Genomic DNA, 18,249 nt, shown 5'->3' with positions numbered 1-18,249 from the left:
TAAAAACCTTACATCCACCAGAGTAGATGCATATTAAGATTAGAATTGTGAAAAATATTCTTGTAATATTTTCAGGAGATGATCATAGCCTTTGTTTTCCCTTAAATTAGCTTCCGAGTTAAAATCAATATTGTAAAAAATTCCTTTAAATTTGGGATGATTGTCGTTTTCTATTATTTCAAATACCCTATTAATACTATAATCAATATTAGCTTTGTTACGTTTCTCATAGAAATGAGAAAAACTAGTTGCTTTCGGCACAATAAAACCCTCATTACATCTTACAGAAGATACACTCTCATTCCCAATTACATTTGTTATGGTAATTGTGCTTACTATAAATCCTTTTTACATCTCATATATTTCAGAAAGAACTAAAATAGTTTACTGAGATAAAACTGATAAGTTTCTATCTCCTGTATCAGTATACAATTATTGCGTATATTTAGACTAATCAGTAACTTTATTCAAAAAGTGACTATTTCCATGAATAATACAAAAAAATATGCTCTATCTTTGGAAAAAACAAGATATTATCGTTCTAAATACAAACATTCAAATTCGTTTAAAAGTCAAATAATTCGTAATACGACCTGCAACTTTAGCTTTTTCTTCATAATAAGTAGGAATCCAACCATGAAAAGGTGTCAACCAATCAGAACTATCTTTTGCAATCCACTGGAATGAAGAATGACGATTAAAATGAAATAAAGTCCAATTAATGTAGTCATCAATATCAGAAGAAAAATAAACGACACCATCTTTTTTTAAAACTCGCGAAAAGCGTTCTAGGTTGATCGGAGAAATGAACCTTCTTTTCCAATGTTTTTTCTTTGTCCAAGGATCTGGATATAAAAGATAGATGACATCAATACAATCATCAGGAAGCCAATCTAATAAATGAATGGCATTCCCATCATAAAGACGAATATTTTGTAATTTTAATTCTTCTAAACTTCTAAGACATTGTACCATGGAGTTGATAAACGGCTCTATCCCAATAAAACCAACATTAGGCATTTTAACAGCACGCTGAAGTAGGTTTTCTCCCCTCCCAAAACCTATTTCTATCTTTAACCGATCAATAGAATGAGAAAAAATGTCTTTTAATGGAACTGGTGGAGGACAATCAAGATTTATTTTCCAAGTCGGCAAATGACTTTTGATTAAATGAATATTTTGATCCCTCAAAGGTCTTCCACAACGACGACCATACAATATTTCAGAGGGACTATAACGATCACCTTTATACATTCAAAAATCAAAAACCCACGCATTTTCTCAGAGAATCAACCAAATTTAATGACTCCCAAGGGAAAAAACCATCTTGATCCGCACTACGTCCAAAATGACCATAAGCAGAGGTTTTAGCATATATAGGACGACTCAGATTAAGATGATTCCGTATACCAGAAACAGAAAGATCCATGACCTTATTAATTGCACTTGCAATGCAAGTCTCACTTACTTTACCAGAATTATGAAGATCTACAAAAATCGACAATGGTCTTGATACTCCGATAGCATACGAAAGTTGTATAGTACAACGATCAGCTAAATCAGCAGCAACAATATTTTTTGCCAAATATCGCGCTGCATAAGTAGCGGCACGGTCAACTTTCGTAACATCTTTTCCAGAAAAAGCACCCCCTCCATGTGGAGCAGCTCCTCCATACGTATCTACCACAATCTTTCGTCCTGTTAAACCTGCATCTCCAAAAGGACCTCCTATAACAAATTTTCCTGCAGGATTTATATACCATCTACAATCAGAAGATATCTTAATACCTTCTAAAGCCATCCGGATATAAGGCTCTACAACAGAATGTACTTTTTCCCTATCCCAGGTAGGATCAAAATGCTGTGTAGATAAAACAATTGATTTAACTTCAAAAACCTTATTATCCACATAACGAATAGTAATTTGGCTCTTGGCATCAGGTCCTAATTTAGATACATCACCCTTACCACTCTTACGAGCATCTGCGAGAAATCGAAGAATACGATGTGCATAATAAATAGGAGCTGGCATAAAATCTGCCGTTTCTCGACAAGCATATCCGAACATAATGCCCTGATCTCCAGCACCTGGATTATTACAATCATCGCTGGCATTATCTACTCCACGCGCGATATCGATAGACTGAGAATGCAACAATATTTCAATATCTACTGTTTCCCAATGAAATCCTTCCTGCTCATAACCAATAGACCGAATTACTGATCGAACAAATTTTTCAAATTTTTCTTTATCTACGACATATTGAGATGTTATAGGATCTGTTTTTAAAAGACTGATGGGAAGACGGACCTCACCTGCAACTATTACTTTGTTTTTCGTAACCAATACCTCACATGCAACACGAACACTATTGGCGTCCATTTTGCTTGCGATAGCTTCACGATACACAAGATCCACTATCTCATCAGATATACGATCACAAATCTTATCAGGATGTCCTTCCGAAACAGATTCACTAGTAAAAAGAAGATCTGCCACTATTTTTCATCCCCCCATAATAATTCTGATAAAAAGAATATTTATGAGTATAAAACAATGATTTTGAATTGTCTACATCCGGTCCCTCCATCTACTCTGATAAAGGGACATCCTCTTCTTCCAAAGCTATTGTACTCTTTTCTAAGGATACTATAGATTTGACTAAGTCAATTATTTTTTGTCGAACTTTAACATCTTTGATTTGAGTAAAATGCCGATTAAGCTGTAATCCATCAGAAGAAGAGAGAAAGTCCATGATATTATTCTCTTCAGATAATGCACCCGAACAAACCTCAGGGGGATCATCAAAAAAAAAGGAAATTGGAATATCCAGCGCTCTAGAAATATTCTGAAGACGACTAGCTCCAACTCGATTAACCCCTTTTTCATACTTTTGTACTTGTTGAAATGTTATGCCCAAACTATCGCCAAGTTTTTCTTGGCTCATCCCTAATATCGTTCTACGCAACCGAATACGCTTGCCAACATTGATATCCACTGGGTTAGGTGTTTTTTTGTTTCCAATCATAACTTATGACCTTGATTATAAAATATACGTTTAAATAAATTAATTAAATTATTATAATTACTCTCATAAAAAGCATTAAATATTATAATTACTCTCATAAAAAGCATTAAATATTATGAAATGCATTTAATAAATATGAAAAAATAAAATTAGCATAAGGTAAATATAAATAAAAAACCTAATCTGCACTTATTAGATTAAGTAAAAATAAATATCAAAATAACACCCCTCTCTCTCTGATTTTCACTAAGCTATAATAGCTCTCTCATTATTTATTACTAAGCTATAATAGCTAACATTAGTAAAATTAATTCAATAATCCAAAAAATTATCATTTGAATCTCATAATGGAACTTGTTTTGTATTTTAGGTTGGAAGTACATATCAATAGAAGCGCTTCTACCAACTTGCAAAGATGAAATAATGCGCCCCCTTTTATCAAGAAAAGCAGAAATTCCATTGTTAGCCACTCGAATTAATGGCAATCCAATCTCTACCGCTTGAATTTGTGCATATCTAAAACTCTGATCAAAACCCCTTTTATTATTCATAAACCAAGAATCATCAATAATATTCAAAATTGCATTAGCGGATTCTACGTTCTTATTAATATCTTGGCGAAAAAAAACATCCGAAAAGATCAGCGGATAAAACCTTAACTTCTCAGATAACACTAATACTGAAGAAGACTGAGAAACAACATAATCCTTCGGGAACAAAGAAAAATCAAAGTGTAATTTTTTAAAAATATTTCTATATGGCAAATATTCAGCAAATGGAAAAAGATGTGTTGCATTTGAAGAGGTTAAAATACTCCCCTTGCTATCAATAACATAAACTAACCTATAAAAGCAATCTTCTCTAACCGATAAATCTTTCCATATAGATCCAAAAATTAATATTTGTTTTTCTTTAAGCGTACTAGCTATACGTTTTAGTATCTTGGGTTGGTTTACGATAGAGAAAGGGGGCGCCAGACCCACCCAAATAATAACAGAAGGCTCTGCTTCTCCTGCAGAAACCGGAAGAGCAGTTAAAGATAAATATCGCCCTAAAATATTTTCATCACTTTCTTTCACTGTTGGATTAACCCCAGGCTGCACTATACGCACAACAGGCCATTCTTGTGAAAAATGCAAAGAAGGCTTTGAATCTTCTGCAATGATCCATACACCATATGCAATATGCAATACCAAAAGAACACTAGATATAGTCATGCCTATGTTAACATCTCGTCGCGTTCCAAACAATGCAGGCGATGCAAAACAAAACACGCTCAATGCATTCATCCCAAACAACCCTATCCAATGCACAGATTGCATCATTATGGGTATTGGCATAGCCGCATATCCTATAGCATTCCAGGTACTTGCTCCTAGAAAACTGCGCAACCATTCACATAATCCAAAAGCACATGCCAAAATACAAATACGCCCCATACCTTCAGACCATAATAGTGATGCTATAGCGGTAGCTATTCCATAAAATATAGCTAAAAAAATAGGAAAACTTACAAAAAAGAGCACCTCCCCCCAAAAAGGCAAAAAGGTACTACTTAGCTCTATTATTCCCGCCCTTATCCACCAGAATCCAGTTAGAAAGTATCCAACACCAAATAACCATCCCACCAAAAAAGACGACCCAACCCCATTGATAGAAACCGCTCTACCTCGAATCGAAGAAATTCCATCTAACAACCATACTAACAATGTAAAAGATACGAAAGCAGCAATTAAAAAATCACCTGATGGCATAGAAAAACTACCAATAATGCCCGCTAAGATCGCAAGAAAATATCGCCTTATTCCTGCTGAAAGCATGACTTTACTGGCTATATTATCCAATTTCCAGTTCTCCTTTTTATCAATTGAAAAATGAACTTTTTACAAAATAACTATAACTACAAAACATAATATCATGCGCTAATGTCTAACATCAACAAGACTCCGAATACGAACACGACGCACACAACGAACATCCGAATCTAGAATGACAATCTCAAATCCAGGAATATCCAAAATAACTTCACCTCTTGCAGGTATACGATCTAAAACTGAAAAAATAAGCCCTCCTAAACTATCTACATCTTGCTCTCCTTTAAGAGAATCACAATCTGCCCCTATAATTTTAGCTAATTCTTCTAAATCAGTACGCGCATCTACTATAAAAGTGTTATCAGATACGGCAGAAATCATTTCTTTGATACTATTATGTTCAGACGTAATATCCCCCACCAAAACAGATACTATATCTCTATGAGAAACAAGACCGTCTGTGCCACCATGCTCGTCTATTACAAGAGCCATATGTACTCCGCTTTCTTGAATTTTCCTTAATAGATCGGAAGCTAACATAGAAGAAGGGACAAAAAGGATGTCTTTTATTAAATTAGATTCGGATAGAGTCGTATTCAAATTAATATTTTCTATATCTAGATAAATACGTGCAATATACGATAATAAATCTCGCATATGCACCATCCCCCTTGGATTATCCAAACTATTGCTATATACAGGCATCCAAGATTTCCCATACTTTTCAAACATCATCATGACTTCAGAAATTGTGGCTTTTTCTTCTACCGCACTGATACTGACACGTGGAATCATAATATCGCCAATACGTATCTCACGAAATTGCAAAACATTCTCAAAAATTTCTTTTTCTACCGCAGAAAGCATGTCATCTAACGCACAATCCGTCCATAGAGATCTAACATCTCTCTGGTGATTAAGTCTTGGTTTCCATATCTTATACCATGCCCGCAAGAAACGATTCCAAAAGGAATCAAGGGGTATCTTAGATATAGAATATGATAAATCTATATTTTCGTTTTTTTCTTTCGGATATTCAGATGAATTTGTTTTAAAATCGCCCATCATTCAAAGTTATTTTATAATTTAATCCAGCTCATAAGGATCATCTATACCAAGATCCGCTAAGATAGATCGCTCTAATCCTTCCATTAATCTAGCATCTTCATCGTCCACATGATCATATCTCAAAAGATGCAAAAAACCATGTATAATCAAATGAACTAAATGATCTTTAAATTTCTTTCCCAATACATTCGCCTCCGCCTCCATCACCTCGTAAGCAAGGACAATATCTCCTAACATTGCTCCCGAATATTCACTAGATAATACAGAAGGGAAAGAAAGAACATTAGTCGGTTTATCTATCCCTCGATATTGAGCATTGAGTTCTTTAATTCGATTAGAATCAGTAAACACAAAGGATACCTCAATATCTTCAAGAGAGAAATCTTTCTTTGATGTTAGAAAAGATATTGCCTTGGCTAATACTACTTCACATAACACACTCAAATCAAAATCTTCACCCCATAATTCGCTTTCTACAGCTATATGTAAATTTAGCTTAGGAGGATTCATTCTACCCTTTTATCAACAATAAAGACAAATCCCTTATCAAATACAACGCAAACGTACACCAAAAACTTCTTGTGAATAATTTAGAATGAAACATGCCCTAAATATCAAATCATTGATTTTTGATTTCATGTTAAATAAAAAATATTTCCTTCTATAATCCTGTAAAATTGACATTTAATACGCTTGCTTTCTAAAATTATTTCATGGTTTAAATTATAAAGTCCCGTTAAAAAAATAGAAAACCAAAAATGACACCAATTTTTTATAACAAAAAATCTTCTACGCTTATACCACAAACTCTCCATATAAGGTAATAGTTTTAACATCTGTTATACGAACTTTAACAACATCTCCAATATTATGATCCCTTCCATCTAAAACTACAGATTGCAACCACGGAGATCGTCCTACCAATTGCCCTCTTTCTTTTCCCTCTTTTTCTATTAAAACTTCTACTATTTGCCCAATACAATCATTATTAAAGGATACTTGTTGTTCACGAAGTTTTTTCTGAAGACATAACAGCCTTTCCGTTTTTACACTTTCTTCAACTTGTCCCAACATATTAGCACCTGGAGTACCAGGACGAGGCGAATATTTAAAAGAAAAAGCCTGCGCGTAACCTATGTTTTCAACAAGGTTCATGGTTCCTTCAAAATCAGAATCTCTCTCCCCAGGAAACCCTACAATAAAATCACTTGATATAGCGATATTGGGGCGTATAGATCTAATCCTATCAATTATTTGTTGATATTCATATACTGTATGCCGTCGATTCATAGATTTTAATATTCTATCCGAACCAGATTGCACTGGCAAATGAAGATAGGGCATAAGAATATCTAGTTCACCATGCGCTTTTATTAAGCAATCACTCATATCTCGAGGATGGCTAGTTGTATACCTTAGTCGTATTAAAGATTTGATGTCAGCGAGAGAGTAAAGTAAATCACTAAAATTGCATTTTTGACCATTTAAACCTTTCCCACACCAAGCATTGACATTCTGTCCTAGCAAGGTAATTTCACGAACACCACTTGCAACTAATTTACGCGCTTCTTCAACAATCTGAGATAATGATCGAGAAATTTCAGCTCCACGCGTATATGGCACCACACAAAATGTACAAAACTTATCACAACCTTCTTGTATTGTTAGAAAAGCAGCGACACTTCGCCGCCGCTTATAACCACCATCTACTATAGAAAGACGCTCAAATTTATCTTCCGCAGAATAATCAGTATCTACGACTCTCTTCCCAAATCGAGCACGCTCTAATAATTCTGGCAAACGATAATACGTTTGAGGCCCAACAACTACATTGACTATAGGAGAACGACGCAATATTTCTTCTCCTTCAGCTTGAGCCACACATCCTGCTACGACGACTATTGTCTCTCTTCCTTCTTTTATACGAGAATTTTTTAAATTGCGTATTCTTCCTAAAGAGGAATAAACTTTTTCAGCCGCCTTTTCTCTTATGTGGCAAGTATTAAGGACAATGAGATCGGCATCATCTATAGAATCAGCACGCTCATATCCTTTAGAAAAAAAAATATCTTCTATACGCAAGGAATCATAAACATTCATTTGACAACCGTAACTCTTAACAAAAAATTTTTGTGGAGAAAGATTCTGATTGACAGCCTGCAAAACCATATACACAACACCCGCTAGTTCGATAAATAAACCCAAATTGGCACTGACTAGATACCTACACTACCTTATCGCCCAAAAAATTGGAAATAATTCTATATTAAGATAGATAATTTAAAGCAATAATTTGCTTTCCCCTATTTCAATAAAGAACTTTAGAAAAAAAATCACCTTCTGCCCTCAAAAGCATTATAAACAACCTATCCGTCTCTTAATTTCTATATCAAATAAATACCTTATACTAAATATTATTAAAGAGTGCATGGAGACCGCAAATAAATAGGAGAAGGCGCAATACCTGTTTTTAAAATCCCCAATCGAGCTAAAACATCCATAGGAAGATGATCATTCTCACCTTCAATCCCCTTGATAACAGAGAATCCAGATCCTATAATTTCCCCTTCAAAATTGTCTACCTCAAAACGAGTCTGTTCATAATTCAAAAGAACAGGCTCAGACAAAGGGATACCATCTACAGAAAATGTTTGGCGACAAATCTTCTTATGCAAGAGACTAACCAAAACCATTACAGGGCGACCGGCATGAGTATCAAGATGTGAGCGCGCTAAAACCTCTAAATTTCCCACTCCAAAAGCTGACTTTCCTAAAACTAAAGAAATCCCACGTGCCACAGCAATGGATACCCGCACTCCAGTAAACGATCCTGGTCCCAATGCAGTCACAATACGATCAATCTGAGAAATATCTAACTGAGAATCTCTCAGAGCACAATCTATTGCTGGAATCAAGTATTCAGCATGACCACGTCCTAAATTTTTAAAATAAGATCCCAAAATATAATGAGCATTACTGTCATAAACAATAACGGAACAATCCACTCCCGTTGTATCAAGCGCTAAAACTATCACAAAAACAAATCCATTCTAAACTGTACGGATGTCTTTAACTTCAGGAACGAAATGATTCAAGAGATTGATTACGCCGTATTTTAGTGTTTCGGTGGCAGACGGGCAACCTGAACAAGCTCCCATCATGCTCAAAAACACAATTCCATCTCGATACCCTTTAAAAACTATATCGCCCCCATCTCTAGCCACCGCAGGACGTACGCGATTATCCAAAACATCTTTTATTTTTTGAACGATCACACTATCACTTTCTGAAAAATCACCCTCTCCGAGATCATCGTTTACATTTACAGCATCTAAACCACCATTAGAAATAATCGGATCGCCAGACATGAAATGTTCCATGATTACACCAAGAATAAGAGGCTTAAGCTGTTCCCAATCATATTTATCCTTGGCAACCGTTATAAAATCATATCCCAAATAAACGGAAACAATCCCTGAAATAGAAAAAATACGAGACGCCAAAGGAGATATGCCCGCTTCCTTTGCATTCGAAAAATGAACAGAACCTCGTACAAGAACCACTTGTCCCGGAATAAACTTCAGAGTTGCAGGATTAGGAGTATACTCAGTTTGTATAAACATAACACACCTATCAAAGAAAAATTCTTGATCCTAGTCGTTCACGCAAAAATCATAGATCCCACACTAATAGAAAGAACTTTAGTTGAGATACAATAATTATTTTCAAAATAATTTCTAGGAAACACTATTGATCTAGAAAGAAGATCCGTCATGATTATACATCATATGCACAAAGATACAAAGGCTAATTATACTACTTCGCATTGACTTGTATTTTACGACGATCTTGTACCCGTTGATATGCTAGATTCTTATGGTAATCACAATAAGGAGAATCATTATGAGCATCACTTCCGCAAAAAGAAAAATCTTTTCCAAGAGGATTTCCTAAAGGCCATTTGCAAGTATTTTCCGTAAGTTCCATTAATCTAAGGCAACGAGAAATAGGCAAAACTATTCCCGAAGGAATCTCATCCCCCTTTTCCAAAGGCTTTGATTTCCGTTTGGAGGCAGCAACAGAAACCCGCCCTTTCGACATAGATTCAGGGATACAAGCCACTGAAGATTGTCGAATCTTAGCAGAGGCGTTTCCTGAATTTGAATCCTTGCGACCAACCTCAGCTGCAGATTTCCTATTCTCATTAATCTTTACGCGACCAGATAGGAATAATCTATGCACTTTACCAATAACAGCGTTACGAGTAACACCTCCTAATTGTGTAGCAATTTGGCTAGCGCTTAAACCATCTGACCAAAATTGTTTTAGTTTATCAATTCTTTCATCAGTCCAAACCATCGTATCCTACCCACCTTTTCAAATTTTTAGTGATGTTCTAGAAAGAACAAATAATTAACAAATCGTATGATAACTACTTATTAACTATATACCTTATTCGGATCTTATGTAAGCGTCAACATGTAGCAAAAAACTGTGAATTGGAACCCTTCTTATTCATAGCATAAGTTCGGCGATTTTCTTTTTGTCAAAAGTATGTTTTATTAAAATCAAAAGAGCGATACCTTAAAATTAGGAATTCAACATTAAATTAGAAATTAGTCACTTCTATCTTTTAAATATATTCTCCATAGGGATAATTCCATGAATAACAGTGATTGCTTGTTTAATACTTATGATCGAGCAAAGATTCGCTTTACAAAAGGGAAAGGATCATGGCTCTTTTCTGAGGATGGAACTCCTTTTCTAGATTTTGCATCTGGAATTGCAGTTAATTCTCTTGGACATTCACACCCAGAACTAGTTAGCGTACTCAAGTCACAGTCTGAAAAACTTTGGCATGTTTCTAATCTTTACCAATCAACAGAGCAAGATATTTTTGCAAATCATTTAATAAATAGCACTTTTGCTGATAAAGTGTTTTTTACTAATTCAGGAACTGAATCGGTGGAATGCGCTATTAAAACAGCACGTCGCTATCATTATACGAGAGGGAAAACAAATAAATTTCGTATCGTTACATTTGAAGGAGCTTTTCATGGACGTAGCTTAGCAACGATCTCTGCGAGTGGAAAATTAAAATATTTAGAAGGATTTGGACCTAAAATTGAAGGGTTTGATCAAGCTAAATTTTGTGATCTCCAATCTCTTGAAAAGATAATTGGCAATGAAACTGCAGCAATTTTAATAGAGCCTATTCAAGGTGAAGGCGGTATCCGCAAGGTACCACCGGAATTTTTACAAAAATTGCGTGAAATTTGTAATAATATTGATGCTTTACTCATCTTTGATGAAATTCAAACAGGAAGTGGACGTACCGGCAAATTATTCGCCTACGAATGGGCTGATGTTAAACCTGATATTATGACAATTGCGAAAGGATTAGGCGGAGGATTTCCTGTAGGGGCATGTTTAGCAACACATAAAGTAGCCTCTTGCATGGGCATGGGCTCTCATGGCTCTACATATGGAGGAAATGTTTTAGCGATGGTAATAGGGAAAAAAGTGCTTGATATAATTCAATCCGATGGATTTCTTGAAAACGTGCGTAATCTTTCCAAAATATTATTTGAAGGTTTGACTTTAATCAAAAATCGTTTTCCAAACGTGTTTCTAGAAGTACGGGGGCAAGGATTGTTAAGTGGCTTAGAAACAGCTTTTTCTCCAGCAATAGTAACCAAAGAGTTAAGAAATGAACGCCTCTTAACTGCACCAGCTAGCAATAATGTTGTACGTATTCTCCCCCCTCTTACAGTGACCGCTGACGAAATCCGCGAAGGATTAAAACGCATAGAAAGCGCTGCAATCAAATTATCATTACACTAAAATGCACTTTATATTGTGTTATGATAATAACCCAGCAGTTAAATAGAGGATTGTCCATTTCATGACTTATACAAAACACTTTCTTGACTTATCAAAAGTCTCATCATCAAATCTTTCTCTAATCATGGAGGTCGCCAAAAAAAGAAAAAATCCCCTAGCAAATGACTTAGAAGAAAAACCTCTGTCCGGAAAAGTACTGGCTATGATTTTCGAAAAACCATCTACGCGTACGCGCGTTTCTTTCGAAGTCGCTATGAAGAATCTCGGCGGAGAAACTATATTCTTGTCAGGATCAGAAATGCAGCTTGGACGCGCTGAAACCATCGGGGATACGGCAAGAGTTTTATCTCGTTATGTAGACGCTATAGTAATGCGAACAACTAACCACTCACGCCTCTTAGAATTAGCAGAACATGCAACAGTTCCTGTAATCAATGCTTTAACTGATAATACTCATCCTTGCCAAATTATAGCAGATGTCATGACTTTTGAAGAAGTCCGCGAATCAGTAAAAGGAAAACTGTTTTCTTGGAGTGGCGATGGAAATAATATACTAAACTCTCTCATAGAAGGGGCAGTACGCTTTGATTATCGCTTAAATATTGCAACTCCTATAGGATCAGAGCCTCAAGGCGAATACTTGAACTGGGCAAGGAATCAAGGAGCTTCTGTAGTATTGTTCCATGATGCTGTAAAGGCAGTTAAAGATTCTCACTGTGTTTTTACAGACACATGGACGTCTATGAATCAAGAATTTAGAGCTAGAGAAGAATACGTGTTTGAGCCATTTCAAGTGAATTCTAAGCTAATGTCTATGGCTCATCCTGATGCATTATTTATGCATTGCTTGCCTGCTCACCGTGGTAAAGAAGTAACAAATGAAGTTCTAGATGGCCCTCAATCAGTTGTCTTTGATGAAGCTGAAAATCGTCTTCATACACAAAAAGCTATTCTACTTTGGTGTTTTGATTTAGCTTGATCCCCATATCATATACTTATGAAATCAATTAAATAATGTATAAAAAGGCTTTCCACTCAAACAAGATATCAGTCTATTCTTTGTTATTTTGTATTTTTTGTAGGAGATAATTCAATTTTACTTAACACTCTTCATAAATTAGCATTGCGCAATTTATTATTCTTAGATCCCGAGATAGCACATCGTTTGTCTATTATTGCTCTAAAATCAGGACTTTTGTCATTTTTCCCTATCCATAGTGATTTCCGCCTCAATACCAAGGTTGCTGGAATATCATTTCCTAATCCCCTAGGAATGGCGGCAGGATACGACAAAAATGCTGAAGTTCCTATGGAGTTATTGAAACTTGGATTTGGTTTCGTAGAAGTCGGAACTATTACCCCTAATCCTCAAGACGGTAATCCACCTCCAAGAGTTTTTCGATTAATAAAAGACCAGGCAATAATAAATCAACTCGGCTTCAATAATGAAGGATCTTATGCTGCTTTTTCACGCCTTTCCAAAATGCAAACTTCATCTCCTATTGGTGTCAATATTGGCGCAAATAAAGATAGCAAAGACTTTATTATGGATTATGTATACGGTATCCGCCAATTTTTCACAATCGCGTCTTATTTCACGATTAATATTTCATCTCCCAATACGCCAGGCTTACGTCATCTTCAAAAAAGACAAAACCTTGAGAAGCTACTTACGCGTGTAATGCAAACAAGAGAAGAAGAAATAATAAAAACAGGAAAATCTGTACCTATCTTTCTCAAAATATCCCCTGATTTATCCGAGGAAGAATTAGACGATATCGCTACCGAAGCAATTTCCCATAAAGTGGAAGGACTCGTTGTTTCTAACACCACCCTCTCTCGGGAAGGATTGCAAGATTCACTCAATAAAGAAAAAATAGGGGGATTGTCTGGCTCCCCTCTTTTCCTAAAATCCACTATAATTCTCGCAAAAATGAGACAACGTGTTGGCTCGAAAATGGTTATTATTGGAACCGGAGGGGTTTCTTCCACAGAAGATGCTCTCGAAAAAATCATGGCAGGAGCAAATCTCATACAACTTTATTCAGCAATGGTTTACGGGGGCATATCACTACCAAAAAGTATTATCAAAGGATTTTCTCACTTCTTAGATAAAGAAAAGAAAAAAAGCTTAGAAGATATCCGGGGTTCTCGCACCGAATATTGGGCCAAGAAAGAGGTATAATTATTTTGCCAATCTTACCGCCAAATAACAACTCCTCAATATATTCCAAAACGGATTATCTATGGAATTTACATTCGTTTGAATTCATATAATCCTTTTTTGTTGTTATATCACAATCATTTATATTGATTCCACTAGTAGGATTAACATATCTTAATTGTCGTATAGATCTTCCTACAATAAAATTAATATTAGTCTATATAAGATTAATTTAGATAGAAATGATAGAATAAAGATCTTCATGAAAAATCTATCCATCTAAATATCTATCAAAGGACTTATAAAGAAACATGTTTAGAGGGGATTCAATTATAGAATATTTTCTTATAAGGATAACTGCGCTGATTTTAATCGGCATATACCCTTTTCAAGCTATCGCAGAAGAAAACAACCTCCCCTATTATACATTACTAGACAGCAATACTGGCCATGTGATTGCAGAAAACAATCCTGACAAGCTATGGAATCCCGCATCTCTCACAAAATTAATGACAGCTTATGTTGTCTTCTCTTTTCTTGAACAAAAAAAAATTACACTTGAAACACCCATAACTATTAGTAAAAATGCATCCGAACAGCCTCCTTCAAATAGTACATTTAAAAAAGGTAGCATTTTAACTTTAGACAATGCCTTAAAACTTCTTATTGTGAAATCAGCTAATGATATTGCCGTTGCCATTGCTGAATCTCTCTGCAACACAGAGGAAGAATTCGTTAAGCATATGAATGATAGCGCCCAGACATTAGGGTTGCTGAGAACTAAGTTCATGAATTCCCATGGAGTAGTTCAAAATGGCCACTATACGACAGCACGTGATATGACAATATTATCTTGGAGAATAAAAACTCATTTTTCACAATACGCACATTATTTTCAGATAAAAGGACTAAAAATAAAAAATAAAAAATATCCTAATACAAATTGGGCAATTGGCATATTTTTAGGAGCAGATGGAATGAAAACTGGTTTTACGTGCGCATCTGGATTCAATATCGTCGCTTCTGCTTCTCAAGGGAATAGATCCTTGATCACAGTTGTTTTAGGCGCTTTAGATCGAGATTCACGCAATCAAATATCTGAAAAATTACTATCCGCGGGATTTGACAAAAAAAATATAGGAATAAAATCAATTATATAATAAAAAAATATGATAAAAAACCCTTTTCTATTAAAGTTCCTGATATTTCAGAAAAAGTTTGCACCCCTAAAAACGAAATTACCAACTTTAATACCCAAATCAAAGAAACAAAAGATAAAGAAAAATATTTTACGAACTTTGAAATAATAACCTTATTTAAAAAATCCAACCGCATAACGTAAGTATTTTATTTAAACTAACTTTATAATGATTGTTCCTTACTCTCATAATAGGTTAGGCATTAGATATTAAAAAATAGCTTCCCAAACTTTGATCTTCACAACTAAAAAATTAGCAATTTTACATAAAAATACCACGAAACATCGGCAATAAAAGCTGAGTTTATCATTATCAAAAAATATAAATATCAAATCATACTGCATGTTTTTTGATGCCAGCATTATCCGAACCAATAAAAAAAATTCTTGTTTTATTATCCGCTGCTCTTTAACAAAAGACACGCCCAATTCGCAAATAGATGGTATGAATAGATATATATTGGATTAAAAGTATAATTATACACAACACTAACTACTAGTTCAGAAGGCAATATGTATACAAATAACCTAATATTTTTTAAATACACATCAATCACAAACTATAGTTAATAAAGTATTAATTTATGACCAAAACATACCTTACTTAATAGATCCACTAATCTGGATTAAAGAGCCTTTTTACTCTTAATATTCCATCTTTTGCTTTATAGTATTTTGAATCAATTAACAATGCTTCTTGATAAGAGGCTAAAGAATCTTTATAGGATCCCTGCATTTCATGCGCTAATCCTTTATTAAACCAAAACGTAGCCCTTTTGAAATTAGAGTGAATGGCAAGTTTAAAATCCTCCAAAGCGCTATCATAATTTTTAACAGCCAAATAGGAAACACCACGTCCATTGTAATAATCAGCAGGAGTTATAGCCGACAAAGATATTGCGCGAGAAAAGTCCCCTATTGCTTTTTGATGTTCTTTACGCAACTGATATACGAGAGCACGACCAAACCATGCCCGTCCATCAGAGGTTTTCAACTGTATCGCACGATCAAAATCAGCAAATGCCTTCTGGGAATCACCATATTTCTCATCACGATAGACATTTCCCCTGCCTATGTACGCTATATCATAATTAGGATTAATTTTTAAGGCAGCATCATAGTCTTTAATAGCCATGGGTACATTGCCCATTTTATATTCAATCAAAGCACGATTCACATATGCCTTATAATAAGAGGGATTCAAATCTAAAGCGCTCTGAAAATCTTGCAAGGATTTTTCAAAGTCTCCATTCATCCCATGAACAACTCCCCGTACATTATAAACCTCAGGATCACTGGGATGAGCATGTACAACAGAATTAAGGGAACTAATATTAGCACGTTTACTGCGAACACCATCAAGCAGAAAACATCCTTGTATAAGTGATATTAAACTAACAACCAAAAAAGATAGACAGAAAAAACCCGCCACTCTCTTTGAATTGCCAAAAAATCCATCGCTATATTTAGCAAGCACTAGCATCCTAATCCAACTGAGAAAAGACAATGACCTCTCCCTTTAAAATACTTGTTACTTATAACTGCTGCGAAACCTAGATACAGGAGATCCCTCACGTTGAGCGAGCTTACGTATCAACTTTCTACTGCGACGAATCGCCTCAGACTTCAATCTTACACGTTTCTGAGAAGGCTTTTCATAATGATCACGCATTTTCAATTCACGCAATACACCTTCGCCCTGCATTTTCTTTTTCAAAACACGCAAAGCTTGTTCAACATTATTATCACGCACAAGTACATACACGTTGGATATCTCTCTTCTTTATTTTTTGAAAATTCACCGAAAGGCAACAAACAAACTATCAAATAACAATAATTTTCAGATTGTATCAGAGCATCAAAAATCTGTCTAGTACCTGAATAATCTTTAATGATTCCAGATCATGCTGCACAATTGACAATTCTTAATTGAATAACTTCATGGAAAATTAACAAATAAAAACTAAAACTTAACAATATTTTCCTTTATAGGTTCTGAATCCCAAAAATTTTCTCTACAAATTCAAATTTGGATATTAAAACGTGTCTACCAACGTATCTATTAATCTAAATGCTGTAGCCATGCTCCGCAATCGTCGCAATCTTCCATGGCCAGACTTAGTGCATATTGGAAGAATCGCTCTTCAATCCGGAGCTTCTGGCTTAACAGTACATCCACGTCCAGATCAGCGTCACATTCGTTATACAGATTTACCTAAAATTCGTCAATTAATCGACGAAGAATTTCCAAAAGCAGAGCTGAATATTGAAGGATATCCTAATGAAAAGTTCCTTTTTTTGTGCGAAAACTATAAACCTGAACAAGCAACTCTTGTCCCAGACGATCCTAATCAACTGACTTCTGACCATGGATGGGATTTTGTTAATAATCAAAAACTACTCACAAGAACTGTTTCTAAACTACATGATCTGGGCTGTAGAGTATCTCTCTTTGCCGATGGAGACGGGCATAAAGACTGCCTCCAAAGAGCCAAATTGACAGGAGCCGATTGTATTGAACTCTATACTGGTCCTTATGGAGCGTGTTATGATAACCCCCAACAAGAAAGTATTTTACTAGAAAAACTAGCTCTTACCGCCCATCTTGCTCAGGATATGCATTTCAAAATAAACGCTGGTCATGATCTCACGATACAAAATATACCTCAGTTAGTAGCTTCAATTCCATATATTTCTGAAATTTCAGTAGGGCATGCTTTTACTGTTGCTGCTCTAGAATATGGAACAAAGGAAGCGGTGCTTCGTTTCCGCCATGCTTGTGGACAATGTCCAGGCTAAAATAACCCTATCATACAATAAAATTATATCCCTAATCCTAGTTTGCAAAATTTTTATTGATAAATACAAATAAACCTGTTTTAAGTCTGATTGTAGCGAGGCTTTACACACACCCTTTCATCTCCATTCAATCAATGGAGTCTTAATTTTTTGTGCAATAACACTTAAAGCAATCTTTCTAAACGATTATATCTCACTTTGTTTCTATATTCACATCCTTGCCGACGTCACTCTATTTCTGTAAAATGCAATAATTAATAAAGTTTCTTATCTAGCTATATTCTCTATAACTAAAGGCAGAATCTAATTAACGTAGCAAACTATATATATAAA

General features: G+C 35.2%; 18 protein-coding genes. 5 read left to right on the top strand and 13 right to left on the bottom strand.

The window, feature by feature from the left end; all coding sequences use genetic code 11:
- Positions 1 to 39 precede the first annotated feature (39 nt).
- The 11 genes from CKC_RS06445 to CKC_RS01805 form a co-directional block, all read right to left on the bottom strand.
- The gene (locus CKC_RS06445; protein ID WP_013461790.1) at positions 40 to 261 is read right to left on the bottom strand and encodes a type I restriction-modification system, M subunit; all 222 of its coding nucleotides are present in this window, start codon (positions 259 to 261) and stop codon (positions 40 to 42) included.
- Positions 262 to 555: 294 nt separating this feature from the next.
- Positions 556 to 1,254 (bottom strand): tRNA (guanosine(46)-N7)-methyltransferase TrmB, encoded by a 699-nt coding sequence (gene trmB / locus CKC_RS01850; RefSeq protein ID WP_013461789.1) that lies wholly within the window; start codon positions 1,252 to 1,254, stop codon positions 556 to 558.
- A gap of 7 nt (positions 1,255 to 1,261) precedes the next feature.
- Positions 1,262 to 2,503 (bottom strand): methionine adenosyltransferase, encoded by a 1,242-nt coding sequence (gene metK, locus CKC_RS01845; protein ID WP_044054068.1) that lies wholly within the window; start codon positions 2,501 to 2,503, stop codon positions 1,262 to 1,264.
- An 88-nt stretch (positions 2,504 to 2,591) separates the two neighbouring features.
- Positions 2,592 to 3,029, bottom strand: a complete 438-nt coding sequence (locus CKC_RS01840) for a helix-turn-helix domain-containing protein (RefSeq protein ID WP_013461787.1) — start codon at positions 3,027 to 3,029, stop codon at positions 2,592 to 2,594.
- Between the two features lie 278 nt (positions 3,030 to 3,307).
- Positions 3,308 to 4,873: an apolipoprotein N-acyltransferase gene (gene lnt / locus CKC_RS01835; RefSeq protein ID WP_013461786.1), complete on the bottom strand. Its 1,566-nt coding sequence runs from the start codon at positions 4,871 to 4,873 to the stop codon at positions 3,308 to 3,310.
- Positions 4,874 to 4,951: 78 nt separating this feature from the next.
- Positions 4,952 to 5,911: a transporter associated domain-containing protein gene (locus tag CKC_RS01830; protein ID WP_013461785.1), complete on the bottom strand. Its 960-nt coding sequence runs from the start codon at positions 5,909 to 5,911 to the stop codon at positions 4,952 to 4,954.
- A gap of 18 nt (positions 5,912 to 5,929) precedes the next feature.
- Positions 5,930 to 6,421 (bottom strand): rRNA maturation RNase YbeY, encoded by a 492-nt coding sequence (gene ybeY / locus CKC_RS01825; protein WP_013461784.1) that lies wholly within the window; start codon positions 6,419 to 6,421, stop codon positions 5,930 to 5,932.
- A 285-nt stretch (positions 6,422 to 6,706) separates the two neighbouring features.
- Positions 6,707 to 8,080 (bottom strand): tRNA (N6-isopentenyl adenosine(37)-C2)-methylthiotransferase MiaB, encoded by a 1,374-nt coding sequence (gene miaB / locus CKC_RS01820; protein ID WP_013461781.1) that lies wholly within the window; start codon positions 8,078 to 8,080, stop codon positions 6,707 to 6,709.
- 248 nt (positions 8,081 to 8,328) lie between these two features.
- Positions 8,329 to 8,946 carry a tRNA (adenosine(37)-N6)-threonylcarbamoyltransferase complex dimerization subunit type 1 TsaB gene (tsaB, locus tag CKC_RS01815; RefSeq protein WP_013461780.1) on the bottom strand — a complete coding sequence of 206 codons (618 nt, stop codon included), beginning with the start codon at positions 8,944 to 8,946 and terminating at the stop codon, positions 8,329 to 8,331.
- A gap of 15 nt (positions 8,947 to 8,961) precedes the next feature.
- Positions 8,962 to 9,534: a NifU family protein gene (locus CKC_RS01810; protein ID WP_013461779.1), complete on the bottom strand. Its 573-nt coding sequence runs from the start codon at positions 9,532 to 9,534 to the stop codon at positions 8,962 to 8,964.
- A gap of 193 nt (positions 9,535 to 9,727) precedes the next feature.
- Positions 9,728 to 10,270, bottom strand: a complete 543-nt coding sequence (locus CKC_RS01805; RefSeq protein WP_013461778.1) for a GcrA family cell cycle regulator — start codon at positions 10,268 to 10,270, stop codon at positions 9,728 to 9,730.
- 303 nt (positions 10,271 to 10,573) lie between these two features.
- Here CKC_RS01805 and CKC_RS01800 point away from each other — a divergent pair, with 303 nt between their 5' ends.
- From CKC_RS01800 to CKC_RS01785, 4 genes are all read left to right on the top strand, one after another.
- A complete protein-coding gene (locus CKC_RS01800) occupies positions 10,574 to 11,755 on the top strand; it encodes an aspartate aminotransferase family protein (protein WP_013461777.1) in 1,182 nt (393 codons plus the stop codon).
- Positions 11,756 to 11,816: 61 nt separating this feature from the next.
- Complete coding sequence (gene argF, locus CKC_RS01795) at positions 11,817 to 12,734, top strand: ornithine carbamoyltransferase (RefSeq protein ID WP_013461776.1); 918 nt, start codon at positions 11,817 to 11,819, stop codon at positions 12,732 to 12,734.
- Positions 12,735 to 12,848: 114 nt separating this feature from the next.
- On the top strand, positions 12,849 to 13,940 hold the full coding sequence (locus CKC_RS01790; protein WP_050780875.1) for a quinone-dependent dihydroorotate dehydrogenase: 1,092 nt from the start codon (positions 12,849 to 12,851) through the stop codon (positions 13,938 to 13,940).
- Between the two features lie 290 nt (positions 13,941 to 14,230).
- Positions 14,231 to 15,079: a D-alanyl-D-alanine carboxypeptidase family protein gene (locus CKC_RS01785; RefSeq protein ID WP_013461774.1), complete on the top strand. Its 849-nt coding sequence runs from the start codon at positions 14,231 to 14,233 to the stop codon at positions 15,077 to 15,079.
- 654 nt (positions 15,080 to 15,733) lie between these two features.
- Here CKC_RS01785 and CKC_RS01780 read toward each other — a convergent pair.
- Positions 15,734 to 16,624 carry a tetratricopeptide repeat protein gene (locus tag CKC_RS01780; protein WP_013461772.1) on the bottom strand — a complete coding sequence of 297 codons (891 nt, stop codon included), beginning with the start codon at positions 16,622 to 16,624 and terminating at the stop codon, positions 15,734 to 15,736.
- Positions 16,625 to 16,648: 24 nt separating this feature from the next.
- Positions 16,649 to 16,882, bottom strand: a complete 234-nt coding sequence (rpsU, locus tag CKC_RS01775) for a 30S ribosomal protein S21 (RefSeq protein ID WP_013461771.1) — start codon at positions 16,880 to 16,882, stop codon at positions 16,649 to 16,651.
- Between the two features lie 278 nt (positions 16,883 to 17,160).
- Here rpsU and CKC_RS01770 point away from each other — a divergent pair, with 278 nt between their 5' ends.
- A complete protein-coding gene (locus CKC_RS01770; RefSeq protein ID WP_013461770.1) occupies positions 17,161 to 17,916 on the top strand; it encodes a pyridoxine 5'-phosphate synthase in 756 nt (251 codons plus the stop codon).
- Positions 17,917 to 18,249 lie beyond the last annotated feature (333 nt).

The organism is Candidatus Liberibacter solanacearum CLso-ZC1 (assembly GCF_000183665.1).
In the GTDB taxonomy this organism is placed as follows: Bacteria; Pseudomonadota; Alphaproteobacteria; order Rhizobiales; family Rhizobiaceae; genus Liberibacter; species Liberibacter solanacearum.
The sequence above is the reverse complement of the archived record's forward strand: the minus strand, read 5'-3'. Positions and strand labels throughout refer to the sequence as shown.